Source organism: Duganella sp. CF517 (genome assembly GCF_900110275.1).
Classification (GTDB): domain Bacteria; phylum Pseudomonadota; class Gammaproteobacteria; order Burkholderiales; family Burkholderiaceae_D; genus Rugamonas.
Map to the genome: position 1 here is coordinate 582,674 of NZ_FODC01000004.1, position 16,272 is coordinate 598,945.

The 16,272-nt window shown below is 64.0% G+C and carries 18 protein-coding genes; 9 read left to right on the forward strand and 9 right to left on the reverse strand.

The window, feature by feature from the left end; genetic code table 11:
• Positions 1-31: 31 nt before the first annotated feature.
• From BMX85_RS18590 to BMX85_RS18600, 3 genes are read left to right on the forward strand one after another with little or no spacing between them, the layout of a single operon-like run.
• Positions 32-673: a DUF1906 domain-containing protein gene (locus BMX85_RS18590; protein ID WP_090321501.1), complete on the forward strand. Its 642-nt coding sequence runs from the start codon at positions 32-34 to the stop codon at positions 671-673.
• On the forward strand, positions 673-963 hold the full coding sequence (locus tag BMX85_RS18595; RefSeq protein ID WP_090321505.1) for a hypothetical protein: 291 nt from the start codon (positions 673-675) through the stop codon (positions 961-963). The genes BMX85_RS18590 and BMX85_RS18595 overlap by 1 nt, the downstream gene beginning before the upstream one ends.
• 37 nt (positions 964-1,000) lie before the next feature.
• Positions 1,001-2,161 carry an acyltransferase family protein gene (locus BMX85_RS18600; protein WP_090322217.1) on the forward strand — a complete coding sequence of 387 codons (1,161 nt, stop codon included), beginning with the start codon at positions 1,001-1,003 and terminating at the stop codon, positions 2,159-2,161.
• On the opposite strand, the gene BMX85_RS18605 is transcribed toward BMX85_RS18600, so the two are convergent.
• The 3 genes from BMX85_RS18605 to BMX85_RS18615 all read right to left on the reverse strand — a co-directional run bounded on the left by BMX85_RS18605 (position 2,158) and on the right by BMX85_RS18615 (position 4,223).
• Positions 2,158-2,622, reverse strand: coding sequence for a hypothetical protein (locus tag BMX85_RS18605; protein WP_090321508.1), 465 nt, complete (start codon positions 2,620-2,622; stop codon positions 2,158-2,160). The two genes, BMX85_RS18600 and BMX85_RS18605, sit on opposite strands and share 4 nt — an antisense overlap.
• A 74-nt stretch (positions 2,623-2,696) precedes the next feature.
• Complete coding sequence (locus BMX85_RS18610; RefSeq protein WP_090321512.1) at positions 2,697-3,578, reverse strand: pirin family protein; 882 nt, start codon at positions 3,576-3,578, stop codon at positions 2,697-2,699.
• Positions 3,579-3,623: 45 nt separating this feature from the next.
• Complete coding sequence (locus BMX85_RS18615) at positions 3,624-4,223, reverse strand: FMN-dependent NADH-azoreductase (RefSeq protein WP_090321515.1); 600 nt, start codon at positions 4,221-4,223, stop codon at positions 3,624-3,626.
• Between the two features lie 139 nt (positions 4,224-4,362).
• Between BMX85_RS18615 and BMX85_RS18620 the strand changes: the two genes are divergently transcribed.
• Positions 4,363-5,265 (forward strand): LysR family transcriptional regulator, encoded by a 903-nt coding sequence (locus BMX85_RS18620; RefSeq protein WP_090321518.1) that lies wholly within the window; start codon positions 4,363-4,365, stop codon positions 5,263-5,265.
• A gap of 8 nt (positions 5,266-5,273) precedes the next feature.
• Here the strand turns inward: BMX85_RS18620 and asd are convergent, their stop codons facing one another.
• On the reverse strand, positions 5,274-6,119 hold the full coding sequence (gene asd / locus BMX85_RS18625; RefSeq protein ID WP_218147375.1) for an archaetidylserine decarboxylase: 846 nt from the start codon (positions 6,117-6,119) through the stop codon (positions 5,274-5,276).
• Between the two features lie 234 nt (positions 6,120-6,353).
• On the opposite strand from asd, the gene BMX85_RS18630 reads away from it, so the two are divergent.
• The 4 genes from BMX85_RS18630 (at position 6,354) to BMX85_RS18645 (ending at position 11,242) form a co-directional block, all read left to right on the forward strand.
• On the forward strand, positions 6,354-8,612 hold the full coding sequence (locus tag BMX85_RS18630; protein ID WP_229210557.1) for a TonB-dependent receptor plug domain-containing protein: 2,259 nt from the start codon (positions 6,354-6,356) through the stop codon (positions 8,610-8,612).
• Positions 8,613-8,669: 57 nt separating this feature from the next.
• Positions 8,670-9,584: a LysR family transcriptional regulator gene (locus BMX85_RS18635; RefSeq protein WP_090321526.1), complete on the forward strand. Its 915-nt coding sequence runs from the start codon at positions 8,670-8,672 to the stop codon at positions 9,582-9,584.
• Between the two features lie 114 nt (positions 9,585-9,698).
• Positions 9,699-10,247, forward strand: a complete 549-nt coding sequence (locus BMX85_RS31080) for an H-NS histone family protein (RefSeq protein ID WP_229210558.1) — start codon at positions 9,699-9,701, stop codon at positions 10,245-10,247.
• A 380-nt stretch (positions 10,248-10,627) separates the two neighbouring features.
• Complete coding sequence (locus BMX85_RS18645) at positions 10,628-11,242, forward strand: LON peptidase substrate-binding domain-containing protein (RefSeq protein WP_090321533.1); 615 nt, start codon at positions 10,628-10,630, stop codon at positions 11,240-11,242.
• A gap of 18 nt (positions 11,243-11,260) precedes the next feature.
• On the opposite strand, the gene BMX85_RS18650 is transcribed toward BMX85_RS18645, so the two are convergent.
• Genes BMX85_RS18650 through trpS form a run of 3 tightly spaced genes read right to left on the reverse strand, consistent with a single transcriptional unit; the run spans position 11,261 to position 13,595 of the window.
• Entirely contained in the window at positions 11,261-12,220 is a 960-nt protein-coding gene (locus tag BMX85_RS18650) for a DMT family transporter (protein ID WP_090321536.1), read from the reverse strand.
• A gap of 11 nt (positions 12,221-12,231) precedes the next feature.
• Complete coding sequence (locus BMX85_RS18655; RefSeq protein WP_090321539.1) at positions 12,232-12,513, reverse strand: DUF1294 domain-containing protein; 282 nt, start codon at positions 12,511-12,513, stop codon at positions 12,232-12,234.
• A 23-nt stretch (positions 12,514-12,536) separates the two neighbouring features.
• On the reverse strand, positions 12,537-13,595 hold the full coding sequence (gene trpS, locus BMX85_RS18660; protein WP_090321542.1) for a tryptophan--tRNA ligase: 1,059 nt from the start codon (positions 13,593-13,595) through the stop codon (positions 12,537-12,539).
• A gap of 253 nt (positions 13,596-13,848) precedes the next feature.
• Here trpS and BMX85_RS18665 point away from each other — a divergent pair, with 253 nt between their 5' ends.
• Positions 13,849-14,133, forward strand: a complete 285-nt coding sequence (locus BMX85_RS18665) for a CCDC90 family protein (protein WP_090321546.1) — start codon at positions 13,849-13,851, stop codon at positions 14,131-14,133.
• A 24-nt stretch (positions 14,134-14,157) separates the two neighbouring features.
• Here BMX85_RS18665 and BMX85_RS18670 read toward each other — a convergent pair whose 3' ends face one another.
• Together BMX85_RS18670 and BMX85_RS18675 are read right to left on the reverse strand one after the other, a co-directional pair.
• The gene (locus BMX85_RS18670; RefSeq protein ID WP_090321549.1) at positions 14,158-14,970 is read right to left on the reverse strand and encodes a substrate-binding periplasmic protein; all 813 of its coding nucleotides are present in this window, start codon (positions 14,968-14,970) and stop codon (positions 14,158-14,160) included.
• On the reverse strand, positions 14,967-16,235 hold the full coding sequence (locus BMX85_RS18675) for a TCR/Tet family MFS transporter (protein WP_090321553.1): 1,269 nt from the start codon (positions 16,233-16,235) through the stop codon (positions 14,967-14,969). The genes BMX85_RS18670 and BMX85_RS18675 overlap by 4 nt, the downstream gene beginning before the upstream one ends.
• Positions 16,236-16,272 lie beyond the last annotated feature (37 nt).

Here is a 16,272-nt window from a genome sequence, read left to right on the forward strand (position 1 = left end):
CCGACATCACCCTGCACCCCACGGAGGCCCCATGGTTGTTTTAACCGGCGTGAAAGCGCCATTCGAGCTGACCCAGCACGCGATACCAATCAAACAACAAGGAATCGATTTTGCGATTCGCTACTACAGTCATCAGGCCGGCAAGAACTTGTCGCTGGCCGAGGCGAGGGCGCTGACCGACGCCGGCATCCAGATCGGCGTGGTCTGGGAGACCATTGGCGCGCATTTGCATTCGTTCAGCCGGGCGCAAGGATTGGCGGACGGCGCCGCCGCGTATCTGATGGCGCAATCGGTCATTACGCAGCCGTCGGGGTCGGCCATCTATTTCGAGGTCGACTGCCATCCCACCGCCGAGGATATCGCCGGTCCGATCACGCGCTATTTCGAAGGTGTGAATCAGGCGTTCAACGCGGCACGGCCGGGCGAGCCGCGTTATCAGATTGGCATCTATGGGTCCGCCGCCACGTGCCAGGCCATCATCGCCAGCGGCCTGGCGTCGCTCAGCTGGCTCTCGCCATCGGAGGGGGCGGCCGTTTTGAGTGGCGGCTATGCCGGCTACAACCTCCGGCAACTCTCTCAGAGCGTGTTGCCCGTCGATGACGGCAAGAAAATCCATGTCGATCTGGCGCGTAGCAACGACGGCTTGCCAACCGGCTTATTCAGGGTGCTTTAGTGGCGACCATTCAATTTACCGACGTACCAACGCTTAAGACTGTCAAGCCGTCCAAGACCGTTTTCCTGAATAACACCGGGCAGGACGTGGTGCTCAAGTTCGTCACCGCGCCGGATTTGATGCTGCCGGCGTACACCATCAGCACCCGCATCAGTGCGGCGATCGATTGTATTTGCCTGGGGGCGACCAATTATTATTCGACGCACAGCCAGAACTACGCGATCGCCGAGGATTGCACTGCCGTGCTGACCTTGGCCGGTCAGAGGCTGTTGATGGTGATATCGCCCTGACTTTGGGAAAACGGCGCGGCGCTGTAAGATGCGGGGCATGAATCTTCAGCTTACTGGCCGCGACCATGGCCGCAATTCCGGGCTCGACACCTTGCGCGCGCTTGCGATCGTTTTGGTGTTCATGAATCACTACATGATCTTTGTCAGCTTCCGCCCGACCTTCGGCTGGATGAGCGAGGTCGGCTGGACCGGTGTGGACCTGTTCTTCGCGCTGAGCGGCTATTTGATCGGCAACCAGATCCTGTCCGGGATACGGCGCCAGCAAACGGGACCCGAGCGGTTTTCGTTGGCGCGTTTTTACGCGCGGCGCTTCCTGCGCACGCTGCCGAATTTTTACTTCGTGCTGGCGCTGTATGCCTTATGGCCATATTGGCGCGGCGACGCCGTGCTGCCGCCGCTATGGAAGTTCATTACCTTCACGCAAAATATCCATCTGACGCCCGGTACGGCCTTTTCGCATGCCTGGTCGTTGTGCGTCGAGGAACAGTTCTACGTGTTGCTGCCGGCGGTCGCGCTATTGATCGCCGCTTGCCGCAAGTCCCTGCTGTGGGCCTGGGTGGCCGTGGTCGGCGCTCTGCTGGCGGGCATGGCGGTGCGCGGCTACTTGTGGAACGAACAGGCCGGCGCCGGCGGCCTCTATTACTACACCAATATTTATTACGCGTCCTGGTGCCGCTTCGACGAGCTGGTGTTCGGCGTGGCGCTGGCGCTGGTGAAAAACTATCACGCGAACGCCTGGAAGGTTGTCACGTCGCGCGGCAACTGGGCGCTGGCGGCCGGCGCCGGCATGCTGGCGCTGACCTGGTCGATGTTTCTAAAGGATCACTACGGCTACATGATGACGGTGTTCGGCTATCCGATGCTGGGCGTGAGCTTCACCTTGCTGCTGATCGCGGCGTTGAGCTCCGGATCGGTGTTGCAGCGTTGGCGTGTGCCGGGCGCGGCCAGCATCGCGCTGTGGTCGTATGCGATTTACCTGACGCACAAGCAGTTATGCGTGCTGCTGCGCGTGCCGTTGCGCGGCTACGGCTGGGGGCCGGACTCGTGGCAGGCGATCGCCGTCATGGGCTTGGCCAGTATCCTGGTCGGCTGGCTGCTGTTCCTGCTGGTGGAGACGCCGTTCATGAAATTGCGCGACCGCTTCGTTCCAGGCAATTTCGCCCGGCCGAAGGTGGCGCCTGAAGCGGTGGCCGCCTAGTTCATCTCGATGACATCGAACGGCGATTGCGTCGAGCCGAGGAAGGCCATGACGCTGCGCGCGCGCTCGCCCACGTCTTCATGACGCGTGCCGGCGATGGCCGCGCGCAGGCCGGGGATGATTTCGGTGATGTGCGGGCTGTCGTAGGCGTCGACCAGCAGCACGGCCAGTTCGCTGGCGCGGCCACGGTTGTTGCGCATGCGTTCTTCCAGCATCGCCAGCAAGGTGCGCTGCATGCGCGGCGTGGGATTGGTGATGTAGCCGAACACTAGCGGCGTATTGCTGATGGCGTCGCACAGGCGGCTTTCGATCTGGTCGGGCTTGACGTCGGAGGCGATGTCGAAATAGGCGCCGTTCCAGCGCGTGCGTTCGTACGGGTGGCCGGGCGGGAAGGAATCGGCCGTCTCGAAGCCAAGGATGTGGCTGAGATAGCGTAACCATTTAAGAATAGTGGGCATCATGGCAGCATTTTAACCCAGCCGCAGACGGGGGAGGCCGCCCCGGGCAACGCGTGCCCGGTGGCGGTTGTAACGGTTCAGGCTTGTGCTTCCTCGCCCAGTTTGCCGGCGCGGAAATCCTCGACGGCGGCGAACACCTCGGCTTGCGTGTTCATCACGAACGGGCCGTATTGCGCGATCGGCTCGTTGAGCGGCTTGCCGGCGACCAGGATGAAACGGCTGGCGTCGGTTGCATGGATGTTCACACCGTCGGCACCCTTCGTGTTGGCCAGGATCGCCATCTTGCCCGACGCCACATCCTTGTCGCCCACGCGTACCGCGCCGCGATAGGCGAAGATGAAGGCGTTGTGGCCTTCCGGCAGCGCCTGGCTGAACGAAGCGCCGGCCGGCAGATCGACATCTATATAGATCGGCTCGGTCACTGCGCGCTGCACGGCGCCATCGACGCCGTGGCTGCCGCCGGCGATGACTTTCACCTTCGCACCGTTTTCAGTGGTGAAGGCGGGCACATCGTCGCCGTTGAAGTCGCGATACCAAGGTTCGCGCATTTTGTCTTTGGCGGGCAGGTTCAGCCACAGCTGGAATCCCGACATCATGCCTTCCTCCTGTTCCGGCATTTCCGAGTGGATCACGCCGCGGCCGGCGGTCATCCATTGCACGCCGCCATTGGTCAGCAGACCTTCGTTGCCGCTGCTGTCCCTGTGGCGCATGCGGCCTTCCAGCATGTAGGTGACGGTTTCGAAGCCGCGATGCGGATGGCTCGGGAAGCCGGCCAGGTAGTCGCTGGCCTGGTCGCTGCCGAAGTTGTCCAGCATCAGGAACGGGTCGAGGCGGCGCTGCAGGGATTGGGTCAAGACACGGTTGATCTTGACGCCGGCGCCATCGGACACGGCCTGGCCGGTGATGATGCGTTCCACCGTGCGTTCTTGTTGTACGCGATCGCTGTTTACATTGTTCATGACTCACTCCTGTGCGGACCGCGCCTACCGGCGCGGTCGGTTAATTTAGACCAGTACGGCGTTGATGTCGGCGTCGGCCTGGGCTTGCGCCTTGGCCACCGCGTCCGGGCCCATGCCCATGCCTTCGGCGAAGAAGAACTGGACGTCGGTCAGGCCGACAAAGCCCAGGAAAGTCTTCAGGTGCGCCAGCTGGATGTCGCTGGGCGCGTCCTTGTGCATGCCGCCACGGGCCACGGCGACGTAGACTTTTTTGCCGGTCAGCAGGCCGACCGGGCCGGTCGGGCCGTATTTGAACGTCACGCCGGCGCGGGCGATGGCGTCGAACCACGATTTCAGTTGCACGGTCACGCCGAAGTTATACATCGGCGAACCGATGACGATGGCGTCGGCCGCTTGCACCTGGGCGATCAGGGCGTCGTCGAGGGCCACGCGGGCGGCTTGCTCGGCGCTGCGCTGGTCGACCGGGGTGAACAGCGCTTGCAGCGTCGGCTCGTCGAGCACCGGATGCGGGTTTGCCGCCAGATCGCGGCGGACCACCGCCGCGCCGGGATTGCCGGCTTGCAGTTTAGCGACGATGGCGTCGGCCATACGGGTCGATTCGGAACCGGTGCTGCGGGCGCTGGAGTTGATTTGCAAGATGTTCATGGTGTTGCTCCTGTATGTGGTTGTTTGCTTTGTTCAGTTATTTGCTGCGATGGAGTTACTTTAATCGTTTCAAAACCAATGCGGAAGCCGTTAAAATGGATAACATTAATCCATTGATGGAACAATCAAGGAGCGTGGTATGGAACTGGACCCTGGCGACCTGCTGCTATTCGCCCGTATCGTCGAGTGCGGCAGCTTCAGCCTGGCGGCGGAGCGGGTGCAGTTGCCCAAATCGACAGTGTCGCGCCGGATTTCGTTGCTGGAGGCGCATCTGGGCGAACGCCTGCTTCAGCGCACCACCCGCAAGCTGGTGTTGACCGAGTTCGGCGCCAGCCTGCTGGAGCACGCGCGCAAGGTCGCCGACGAGACCGAGGCGGCCGGCGCGCTGGCGCAGCACCGGCAGGGCGCGCCGAGCGGGTTGCTGCGGGTGTCGATGCCGGCCGACTTCGCCAGCGTGGGGGTCAGCGAAATGATGGCGCAATTCATGCACCGCTATCCGGCCATCTCGCTGGAGCTCGACTTGTCGCCGCGGCGGGTGGACCTGGTGGCCGAGAACTTCGACCTGGCCATCCGCATGGGCAATCTGCCGGACGACGCCTCGCTGGCCGCGCGGCGCATCACCTTCAGCTCGCTGGCGCTGTACGCCTCGCCGCGCTACACCAGCCTGCGCGGGCTGCCGGAGCATCCCGACGATTTATTCAAGCACGATTTGCTGAGTTTGCCGCCGAGGGTCAACGGCTTGATCCGGTGGACGCTGTTGCGCGCCAAGGTGCGGTGGGAGCGCGAGTTGCCGGTCAGGTTGCTGGGCAATTCGCCGGAGATGATCGTGCGCATGGTCAGCAGCGGCGTGGGCATCGGCGTCTCGACCGAGGCGATCGCGGGGCCGTTCTTGAAGGCGGGGACGCTGGTGCGGGTGCTGCCGGAATGGTCGTTCCCCGAGGTGACGGGGTGGGCGGTGTTCCCGGGCAGGCGCTTGATGCCGGCCAAGACCCGGGTGTTTCTGGATATGCTGGAGGAGGCGTTCGAGCGGCAGCTGGCCTGAGCCGCCACTTATTTCAAATTGGCCATCATCTCGCCGAGCTTGACCGGTCCGGCCGGTTGCCAGGCGGGGTTGAAGCTCATCGTATCTTTCGGGAACAGCATGACCACGGTCGACCCCAGCAGGAACCGGCCCAGTTCATCGCCTTTTTTCAGCACGATGTTCTGATCGTCGTACTTCCATTCGCAAATCTGCGGCGCGCGCGGCGGGTTGACCACGCCGTGCCAGACCGTCGCCATGCTGCCGACGATGGTGGCGCCGACCAGGGTCATGACGAACGGGCCGTTGGCGGTGTCGAACACGCACACGACGCGCTCGTTGCGGGCGAACAAGCCCGGAATGCCGCGCGCGGTGGTCGGATTGACCGAAAACAACTCGCCCGGGATATAGATCATGCGCGTCAGCCTGCCGTCGCACGGCATGTGGATGCGGTGGTAATCGCGCGGGCTCAGGTACAAGTTGGCGAAGCTGCCATGCTGGAACTTGGCGGCCAGCGCGGCGTCACCGCCGACCAGCGCAGTGGTGCTGAACTTGTGGCCCTTGGCCTGGAAGATCTGGTCGTCGTCGATCGCGCCGAACTGGCTGATGCGGCCATCGACTGGACAGATGAAGTCGGCGTTGGCGAGCGGGCGGGCGTCCGGGCGCAGCGCGCGCGTGAAGAACTCGTTGAAGCTGGCGTAGCTGGCAATGTCCGGATTGAGCGCTTCATCCATGTTGACGTTGTATTTGCCGACGAACCAGCGTATCAGGCGTGTCGTCATGGCGCCGCCCTTGGCCCCGGCCACGCGGCCGGCGAAGTTGGTCAACGCTCCTTTGGGAAGCAGGTATTGCGGCAAAACGGCAAGGCGGTCGGACACGATGGAATCCATACAAAATAGCGATCGAGCATTATAGCGCCGGAGCGGCGCTATTCTGCTATTCCCGGCCATGCGCATGCGTATTCATTTTTTCACTATTTATGTTTATGAAATTTCGCTAAACGGGCACAAGTTATCTTGGATTAAGGAAACTTTTCGTCGAATCAGGGCATAATAGCCGCTCTCCCTTCGTCTCCCCGATTGCCATTTATGATGCCTGCCCGCCAACTCCGTTTGACGCAGACCGCTGCCGCCGTTGTTTGTCTGTGTTTCGCCGCCGGCGCCCACGCCGACATCGTCTCGACAGCCGCCGACGGCGGCGAGGCCGCCACCCCCGCCGACGGCAAACCGGCGCCGGCCCAGGCGGCGGCGCCGATGCAGACGGTGCGCATCAAGGGCAGCGCCGCCAGCTACGACGCGCGCCGCGATGACACCGCCAGCAAGATCGTCGTCGGCAGCGAGGAAATCCAGAAATACGGCGACACCTCGGTTAACGACGTGCTCAAGCGGCTGCCCGGCATCACCATCGGCGGCGCGGCGGGGCGCCAGGGCGGCGAAATCCGCATGCGCGGCCTGGGCGCCGGCTATACCCAGATTCTGATCAACGGCGAACGCGCGCCGGCCGGTTTTTCCATCGACAACTTGGCGCCCGACGTGATCGAGCGCATCGAGGTGCTGCGCGCCGCCAGCGCCGAGTTCAGCACCCAGTCGATCGCCGGCACCATCAACATCGTGCTGAAAAAAAACGTCAAGCTCGATCAGCATGTGCTCAAAGTCAGCGGCGCCAAGGGCAGCAAATTCAGCTCGCCGAGCGCCAGCATTCAAATGTCGGACAAGCGCGACAACATGTCCTACTCGCTCGGCGCCAACGCCTGGCGCTATATGTACAACCGCATGACACCGTCGACCGAGACCGGCACCGATGCCGCCGGCAGGCCGAACGTGGACCGCACCGCCACCTGGCAGGACCAGGGCCGCTCGGACGGCATGAATCTGTCGCCGCGCATCAACTGGACGCTCGCCGGCGGCGACACGCTGACCTCGCAGACCTTTTTCAATCTGAACAGGTTCGAAAGCAATAGCCACGGCCGCACCACGGTGAACCTGGCCGGCGACGAGGGACCGAACTATGACCGCATCGACAACACCTTCAGCAGCCACAACGGCTACGGCCGTACCGATCTGAACTGGGTGCACAAGATGGCCGAGGGCGCCAAGCTGGATATCAAGGTCGGCGTCGCCAAGAACCGCAACACCGGCAAGTCGCTGCAACTGGGCGGCAACCGCGACGGATCGCCGAACTTGTACCGCACCGTGGAGTCCTACAGCGGCGAGACCGGTTTCAGCACGCAGGGCAAGTACTCGACGCCGCTGACCTTCGGCACGCAGCCCGAGGGTTCGGACGAAGCGCCGACCGAACACGCGCTGGCGCTGGGCTGGGACGCCGGCGTCATCGACCGCGACGACACCCGCGTCCAGCGCGAGCTGCCGATCGCGGGCAGTCTGCCGCCGGACAACAACGACGAGGATTTCTCGGCCAGGGCGACCCGGCTGGCCTTCTACGGCCAGGACGAGTGGAACGTCACGCCGCAATGGTCGATTTATACCGGCGTGCGCTGGGAAGGCTTGCAAACCGAGATCGAGGGCGCCAATCTGGAGCGCGTCACCCAGCGCTCAAGCGTGCTCAGCCCGCTGTTCCAGACCCTGATCAAGCTGCCGAACAAGAAGGACCAGCTGCGCCTGGCGCTGACCCGCACCTACAAGGCGCCGTCGACGGCCAACCTGGTGCCGCGCCGCTTCACCTCGGCCAACAACAGCCGCCTGGACCCGGACCGCCGCGGCAATCCGCGCCTGAAGCCGGAGGTGGCGCTGGGCCTCGACGCGTCGTTCGAGCACTATTGGGGCGACGGCGGCATGCTGAGCGCGAGCGCGTCCATCCGCCGCATCGAGGATTATATGCACCAGGGGCTGGTGCAGGAGGGCGACCGCTGGGTGTCGACCATGATCAACGACGGCCGCGCCGAAACGCGCGGCATCGAGCTGGAGGTCAAGTTCCCGCTGCGCGTGCTCATGGACAACGCGCCGGGGATCGACCTGCGCGCCAGCATCAGCCGCAACTGGTCGGAGGTCGACAGCGTGCCCGGACCGGACAACCGCCTGGACCAGCAGGTGCCGCTGAGCGCCACGCTCGGCGTCGACTACAAGAGCGCGGACGGCATGCTCAGCACCGGCAGCAGCCTGAGTTTCCGTAACGGCGGCATGGCGCGCCTGAGCGAAACGCAGAGCGCCTACAACGCGGTGCGGCGCGACCTCGACGTCTACGCGCTGGTAAAACTGGACGCGCAAAACAGCTTGCGCTTCGCCGTCTCCAACCTGCTGGCGCAGGACTACACGACCGAGAGCATCTACGCGGACGCCCGCGGTACGCTCAACCGCGCGTCGGTGGCCGACGGCGAGGCCCAGTTCCGGGTGACGGTGGAACGGCGCTTCTGATCCGGGCGCCGGGGCCGGTGGTATGATTCTTCGCTGAACTTCAGGCGCGGAACACCGATGAAAATCCCCAAGAGCACGCTGGAACAATGGCAGGTGCTGCAAGCGATCGTCGAATGCGGCGGCTACGCGCAGGCGGCCGAGGCCTTGCACCGCAGCCAGTCGTCGGTCAGCTACATGGTCGCCAAGCTGCAGGAGCAGCTGGGCGTCGAGCTGCTGCAAATCGACGGCCGCCGCGCCCGCCTCACGCCCAACGGCAAGGCGCTGCTGAACAAGGCGCGCGAGCTGCTCGGCGGCGCCTTCCAGCTCGAACAACTGGCCGCCAGCCTGGCCGAGGGCTGGGAGCCGCAGGTCAGCATCGCCGTCGACAGCCTGTTCCCGGTCCAGCTGCTGGTGCAGGTGCTGCGCGAGTTCGAGCCGTGGGCGCGGCACACGCGCGTCAATCTGGAAGAGACCGTCCTGTCCGGTTCCGAAGACGCGCTGGTGGAAAAGCGTGTCGATATCGCCATCGCCAGCCGCATTCCGGTCGGCTTCCTCGGCGACGCGCTGATGGATATCGATTTTGTCGCCGTCGCCCATCCCTGCCATCCATTGCACGCGCTGGGCCGCGAGCTGGAGGTGGACGACCTGACCCGCAATCTGCAAATCGTCGTGCGCGATTCGGGCACCCTCAATCCGCGCGACCACGGCTGGCTCAACACCGATCAGCGCTGGAGCGTGACCAGCCCGCAAACGCGCATGGAAATGATCTGCAACGGTATCGGCTTCGGGTGGCTGGCCGAGCATAAAATGCAGGCGCAGCTTGAGCAAGGCTTGCTCAAACCGCTGCCGCTGCGGGTGGGGCAGCGCCGCAAACTGTCGCTGTCGCTGATCGTCGCCAATCCGGAGGTGGCCGGTCCGGCCACTTGCAGGCTCGCCAATCTGGTACGCAAGGTGGTGGCCGAAGGCATCGAGCTGCCTCCGTTGTGCGCCTAACCCGGTCTGATAATTAATCGGGGCCGGCAAGCGCCCGGCCGCCGGTTTCTTCCCGGCTTATTCCCAACACATTCCCACCACATTCCCAACACATTCGCATCCCCCAAGGCGCCAATGGGTATGGCGGCGGCGCGCCGTCACTATTCTTTATTACTGGACTTTCGATTCGGTTATTCGCCGGCGACTGCTGAATTCGTGGGGTTTTCGATTACGGAGTTGTGGAAAATATTCTTTTTTATCGTTATATTGGTATTTCTCACGCATATGTCTGGAGAATCAAGGCAAAGTTATGGTAAATTGCGCTTTATAAAATTCTCACACATTCTCACATGTGGTTTTTTAGAAACTAACCAGCCGATAAGAGGAAATAAGATGACGACTTACCAAGAATACAAAGCAAAGATCGCCGAACTCGAAAACCTGGCGGAGACCGCGCGTAAAAACGAAATCGCCAAGGCTAAAGAGCAAGTCACCGCCATCATGCGCGAGTATGGCCTGACCGTGGCGGATCTGGGCGCTGTGACCAAGGTCAAGCCGATCAAAACCCGCGCGCCGGTGCCGACCAAATATCGTGACGACGCCACCGGCCAGACATGGACCGGCCGCGGCCGTGCGCCAAAGTGGCTCGAAGGCAAAGACAAGAATCAGTATCTGATTAAGTAATTCAACGCAAGCCGGTGTCTGGGGTTTATATCCGATAAGCCCGGCACCGGCTTTCTTTTGCGTGCACCGTTCCGCCGGATGACGCCGAGCCGCCGCATTGACGCGGTTCGCCGAACGCGGTTATTCTCGCGCGCTATCTTGCTGTTTCTCCCGGTTGATACGGCGCCGCTGGTCCCACGCGGCATAAGCGTTTCCAGCTCGACCGCGCCCGAATACTCCGCCGTCGTATGCACCAACTGCGCCGGGCGCCGGCGCGGCTAGCAGTGCGCCCACGCGCGCGCGTTGCTTTTGTGATGAAAGGAGCGGTGCTTTCCCCCGTCTTTCACGCGTCCAGCAAGTCATGCCTGCCGACCCCGGCTGTTTCATGAGATGATAATCGCATGTCGTCAATTCCATTATTCCCGCTGAATACCATTCTGTTTCCGGACGGACATTTGCCCTTGCAAGTGTTTGAAGTGCGTTATCTCGACATGATCAAGCGCTGCATCGCGCGCGGAGAAGAATTTGGCGTGGTCCCGCTGGTCGAGGGGACCGAAATTCGCGTGCCGGACAAGCAGGAAACCTTGTCGGACGCGGGCACCATGGCGCGCATCGTCGAGTGGACCGCGCCATTGCCTGGGCTGTTGCAGATATCGTGCATCGGCACCACGCGCTTCCAGATCAAGTCGGCCGAACAACTCAAGCACGGGTTGTGGATGGCGGAGGTCGATACCGTCGCCGAGGACATGGTGGTGCCGGTGCCGACCGAACAGCAGGATGTCGCCAACGCGCTGGGCGCGTTGATACGCTCGCTGCAAAAGAAGCAGATCTCCACCGCCAAGATGCCGCTGGCGCCGCCGTATCGGCTCGACGAAGCCGGCTGGGTGGCCAACCGCTGGTGCGAGCTGCTGCGGCTGGATCTGGAAGAAAAGCAGCGCTTGCTGCTGCAGGAAAACCCGGTGCTGCGGCTGGAGCTGATCCAGGACGTGCTGAGCGAGAACGGCCTGCTCGATTGAGCGCCACCGCGCGGCGGATCAGCCGGCGTGCGCGCCGCTGGTATCGTCGAGCGCGTGGATGCGCACCGACCACATGACCCCGACCGCCAGCAGCACCATCGCCGCCACCTCGAGCCCGCGCGGCAGCTGCTGTTTGTAGATAAACCCGTACAGCAGCGCGAACAGCGTCTCGAACAGGATGAGCTGGCCCGACAAGGTCAGCGGCACCTTGCGGCTGGCGACATTCCACAGATGGTTGCCGATCACCGACGCGCCCAGCGCGAGCAGGCCGTTGACGATCCAGAACAGCGTCCAGTCGCGCCCGCTGGCGGCCGCGCCGGCGCCGGTGACGTCGGCATGGTACAGCGCCAGCGCCGGCAGCGCGACGGCCAGCGCGATCAAGCCGCTCGATACGCCATACAGGGCCGACCACTCGCCGCTGCTGAAATGGGGATTGCGTTTCAGGTAGCGCGCGTTGTCGACCGAATACCAGGTCCAGCACAGCAGCGCGCCGACCGCGCACATCACGCCGAGCAGCTTGTCGGCCAGCGGCGCGCCGTGGCCGGGGTCGTGCGTGAAGACGTCGACGTTGATGCAGGCGATGCCCGCCGCCACAAGCAGCAGCGGCAGCATCAGCTGCTTGAGCGGCACCGAGCCGTGATCCTTTTGGCCCATCAGCGTCACCGATATCGGCAGCACGCCGATGATCAGCGACGTCGCCGACACGCCGGCCAACCGCACTCCCAGCGCGAGCAGCGTGTAATAGACGATGTTGCCCGCCAGCGCGTGCTTGATCATCGCGGCGACGTCGCCGCGATCGAGGCGGCGCAGCAGCGCGGGCAGGCGTGGCAGCATCAGGCCGGCGGCGATGACGCCGTAGGCGATGTAGCGCCCGCAGGCCATCTCCAGCGCCGTGAAGGACGTCAGGAACGCCGGCACGATGAACACCATGCCCCACATGGCCCCGGCCAGCAAACCGCATAAGACGCCTTGCCACATCGCTCGAATCCTCAGTAGACAGTGCACAGCCACCAGACGGCGGCCACGTTGGCGGCGACGCCGCACCAGAAGGCGACCTGGAACCGGGTCTTGGCGGTTTTGTGGCGCAGCCAGCGCTGCGCGAGCAGGGCGCCCGGCCAGCCGCAGGCCAGCCCCAGTAGCAGCAAGGTGCGTTCCGATACGCGCCGGCGGCGTCCGACGGCGGCCGATTTGTCGGCCGCGTAGACGATGAAGCACACCACGCTGGCGAGGCCGTACAGCGCCGCCAGCCAAAGCCATGGCGGCGGCGGCAAGGACGACGCGCCGTCGGGCGGGATCAGAAGTAGCGCAGGCCGAGGGCGGCCTTGACTTCATCGGCGGTCTGCGAGGCCACTTCGCGCGCGCGCATGGTGCCTTCCTTCAGCATCTGCATGATGTAGCCGTGGTCCTTGGCCAGTTCCTCGCGGCGCGCGCGGATCGGCGCCAGCATCTCCTGCAGCACCAGTTCGAGGCGCTTCTTGACGATCGAGTCACCCAGGCCGCCACGCACGTAGTGCGCCTTCATTTCGGCCAGCTTGTCCTGCTCGGGATCGAAGGCGTCCAGGTAGGTGAAGGCGACATTGCCTTCCAGGTGGCCCGGATCTTCGACGCGCAGGTGCAGCGGATCGGTGTAGACCTTTTTGACGGCGGCGGTGATCTCGGCGGCGGTGGCGCCCAGGTTGATCGTGTTGCCCAGCGATTTGCTCATTTTCGCCTTGCCGTCGGTGCCCGGCAGACGGCCGATCTCCGGCACCAGCGCCTTGCACTCGACCAGGATGTCCCGGTTGGCGATGCGGTTGAAGCGGCGCACGATCTCGTTGGTCTGTTCGATCATCGGGATCTGGTCTTCGCCGACCGGCACGAGCGAGGCCTTGAACGCCGAGATGTCGGCCGCCTGCGAGGCCGGGTAGGTCAGGAAGCCGGCCGGGATGTCGCGCTCGAAGCCGCGCAGCGCGATCTCGGTCTTGACGGTCGGGTTGCGCTGCAGGCGCGCCACGGTGACCATGTTCAGGTAGTAAAAGGTCAGTTCGGCCAGTTCCGGGATCTGCGACTGGATCAGGATCGTCGACTTGGCCGGGTCGATGCCGACGGCCAGGTAGTCGAGCGCCACTTCCACCACGTTGCGGTGCACCTTGTTGGTGTCGTCCATGTTGTCGGTCAGCGCCTGGGCGTCGGCCAGCATGATGAATTGCTTGTAATCGTGCTGGTAGGCGACGCGGTTGCGCAGGCTGCCGACGAAGTGGCCCAGGTGCAGGGGGCCGGTCGGGCGGTCGCCGGTCAGGATCACGGTCGGACCCTTGGCGGCGGTGGCGGCAGGCGCGGAGGCGATAACTTGGGACTGGTCAGGCAGACTCATCAGGGGTTCCTTTACGTTGCCCCATCCGGCGCGACGAATAAAAAACGCCACCAGGAGGGGGCGGCGTTGATAAAAATATCACATCACTATGGGTAGACAGTGGCCGCGCGCTAGGAGCGGCGCCAAGTCAGGCTGGCGTGAGGTGTGGTGAAAAAAATCATGCGCGTATGGTTGCAGTTCGGCGGCGGTCTGTCAAGGTCCGGCCGGGAACCAAACGTGGGCGGAGCTGGTCTAGACTGAAAAGGAAAATAACATGGAGAACAACTTCAATTCGGTCGACTTCATGGATACGCTGATTGGTGGCGGCTTTACGGATCAGCAAGCAAAGGCTGTGACGTCGGCGGTGTTGAAATTGATCGATAGTCACTTGGTCACGAAGGACTATATTGACATGAAGCTGGTCGAACTGCGTTCCGCGTCGCGCGTCGAATTTCGTTCGGCCATTTCCGACCTCAAGGCCGAACTCATCAAATGGATGGTGTCCATCCTGATTGTTCAAACCGGCGCCACCGCATTGATGTTTACATTCCTGCACTGAAGGCTGTTGGACTGCGCGGCCCCGTCAGCGCGCCCGCACGTTGCCGTTCAGTAACTCCGCGCTGAAGTAGCGCAGATAGGCATCCATCACCTGGTTCGACTTGGCCATTTTTTCCAGCGCCTCGTGCAGCGTGCGCTGGTCGTCCTTGCCCAATGCGTGCGAGATGTAGGCGCCGCTGTGCTTCCACGGCAGCTCGGGTATCGCCTCCACCCGCAGCCGCTCCGCCATCCCCTGCACGCGCGGCTCGCCGCGGATGGCTCCGGCGATCAGCGTCGGCCCCAGGATGGTCAGGTCGACCGCGCCCGCGTGCAGCAGGCGCGCCACCGCCGTGGTATCGACCTCGCTGAACAGGCGTCCTTGCTTGCCCAACTCGTTGACCAGCGCGGTGTATTCCTCGCCGTAGTCGAAGCCGCGCACCACCGCCACCCGCAACCCGCGCCGCGCCAGCAACTCGCCGGCGTTGGCGATCGGCGCGCGGTCGCCGGCGATCGAGACGAGCATCGGGCGGTTGTTCACCAGCGGTACGAAGGTGCCGAGCTGGTCGCGTTCCGGCGTGCGCGTGGCGGGCATCAGGATGTCGGCCCGGCCGATACGGTACAGCGCCACCAGGCGCGCGCGCGGCACCACGGTGAAAACGAATTTGCAGCCGGTCTTGCGCGACATCTCGCGCAGCAGATCGGGGAAGATGCCTTTGATCTGCTGCCCCTCGACGATCACGCCGGAGCCGCTGGCGGCGACCGGAACGGCGATGTCGCGCGAGCAGCCGGCCGCCGCGTTCAGCGGCAGCAGTGCGGCCAACAACGCCGCCAACGCGGTCGCGAGCAGGCGCCGCGTCATGGCTTGGCCTCCATGTGGTGGTTGCTGAAATACCGGCGCGCCACCACGATGGCCGCCGCCTGCATCGCCGCGCAGACGAAGAAGGTGGTGCCGATGCGCCAGTCGCCGGCCGGCAGGTGGCTGACTTTGCCGAGGATGGCGGCGCCGATCAGCGGCATGAAGATGACGCCGATGCTGCTGATCGATTGCAGCGATCCCATCAACTCGCCCTGTTCGTCGTGCGGGGTCTGTTTGGAGATGATGGCCTGCAGCGCCGGGCCGACGGCGAAGGCCAGCACGTTACACAGGATCAGCACATACATCATCCAGCCATGCGTGGCGAGGCCGTAGAACAGGTAGGTCAGGCAGCCCGAGGCCAGTCCCATCAGCGCCAGGCGGACCTCGCCGAAGCGCTTGATCATCACGCCCAGCAAGCCGGCCTGCACCACGGCGGCCGTGACGCCGACGCAGAACAGCGCCGCGCCGTTCTGGCCCGGCGTCCAGTCGAAGCGGAAGGTGGTGTACAGCACCCAGGTCGTCTGCAGCATCATCTGCGCGCAGGTGACCAGCGCGAAGGTGACGATCAGGCCGCGGATGTCCCGGCGGCGCGCCAGCTTGACCAGCGCCGCGAAGGGATTGATTTTGGCGATGCTGAACGGCGCCCGGCGCGATGCCGGCAGCGATTCGGGCACGGCGAAGTAGCCGTAGGCGAAATTGGCCGCCGACAGCGCGGCGGCCACATAGAACGGCAGGTGCAGGTCGACGCTGCCCAGCAGGCCGCCCAGCATCGGGCCGCAGATGAAGCCCAGGCCGAACGCCGCGCCGACCTTGCCGAAGCTCTTGGCGCGGTTGTCCGGCGTCGAGATGTCCGAAGCGTAGGCCGACGCCACCGACATGCTGGCCGACGACATGCCGCCGATGACGCGGCCGATGAACAGGCAGGCCAGGTTCGGCGCCCACGCCGTCGCCAGGAAATTGACGCACATGCCGGCCATCGAATACAGCAGCACCGGGCGGCGTCCGACACGGTCGCTGAAGGCGCCCAGCATCGGCATGAAGATGAACTGCATCAGGCCGAAAGTGGCGCTCATGATGCCGAACCAGTAGGACTGGTCGTCGCGCGAGCCGGTGAATTCGCCGACCAGCAGCGGCAGCACCGGCACGATCAGGCCGATGCCCAGCATGTCGATGAAGACGCAAATCAGGACGAAGTTCAGATTGCCCGGCGCCGGCGGCGGCGCGGCGGCGGGCGCGCCGGCGGGCGCGGCGGAGTCAGGGGCGGTCATAAGCATGGGACGACGCGAAGTCGGGGCGCAAAGTCAT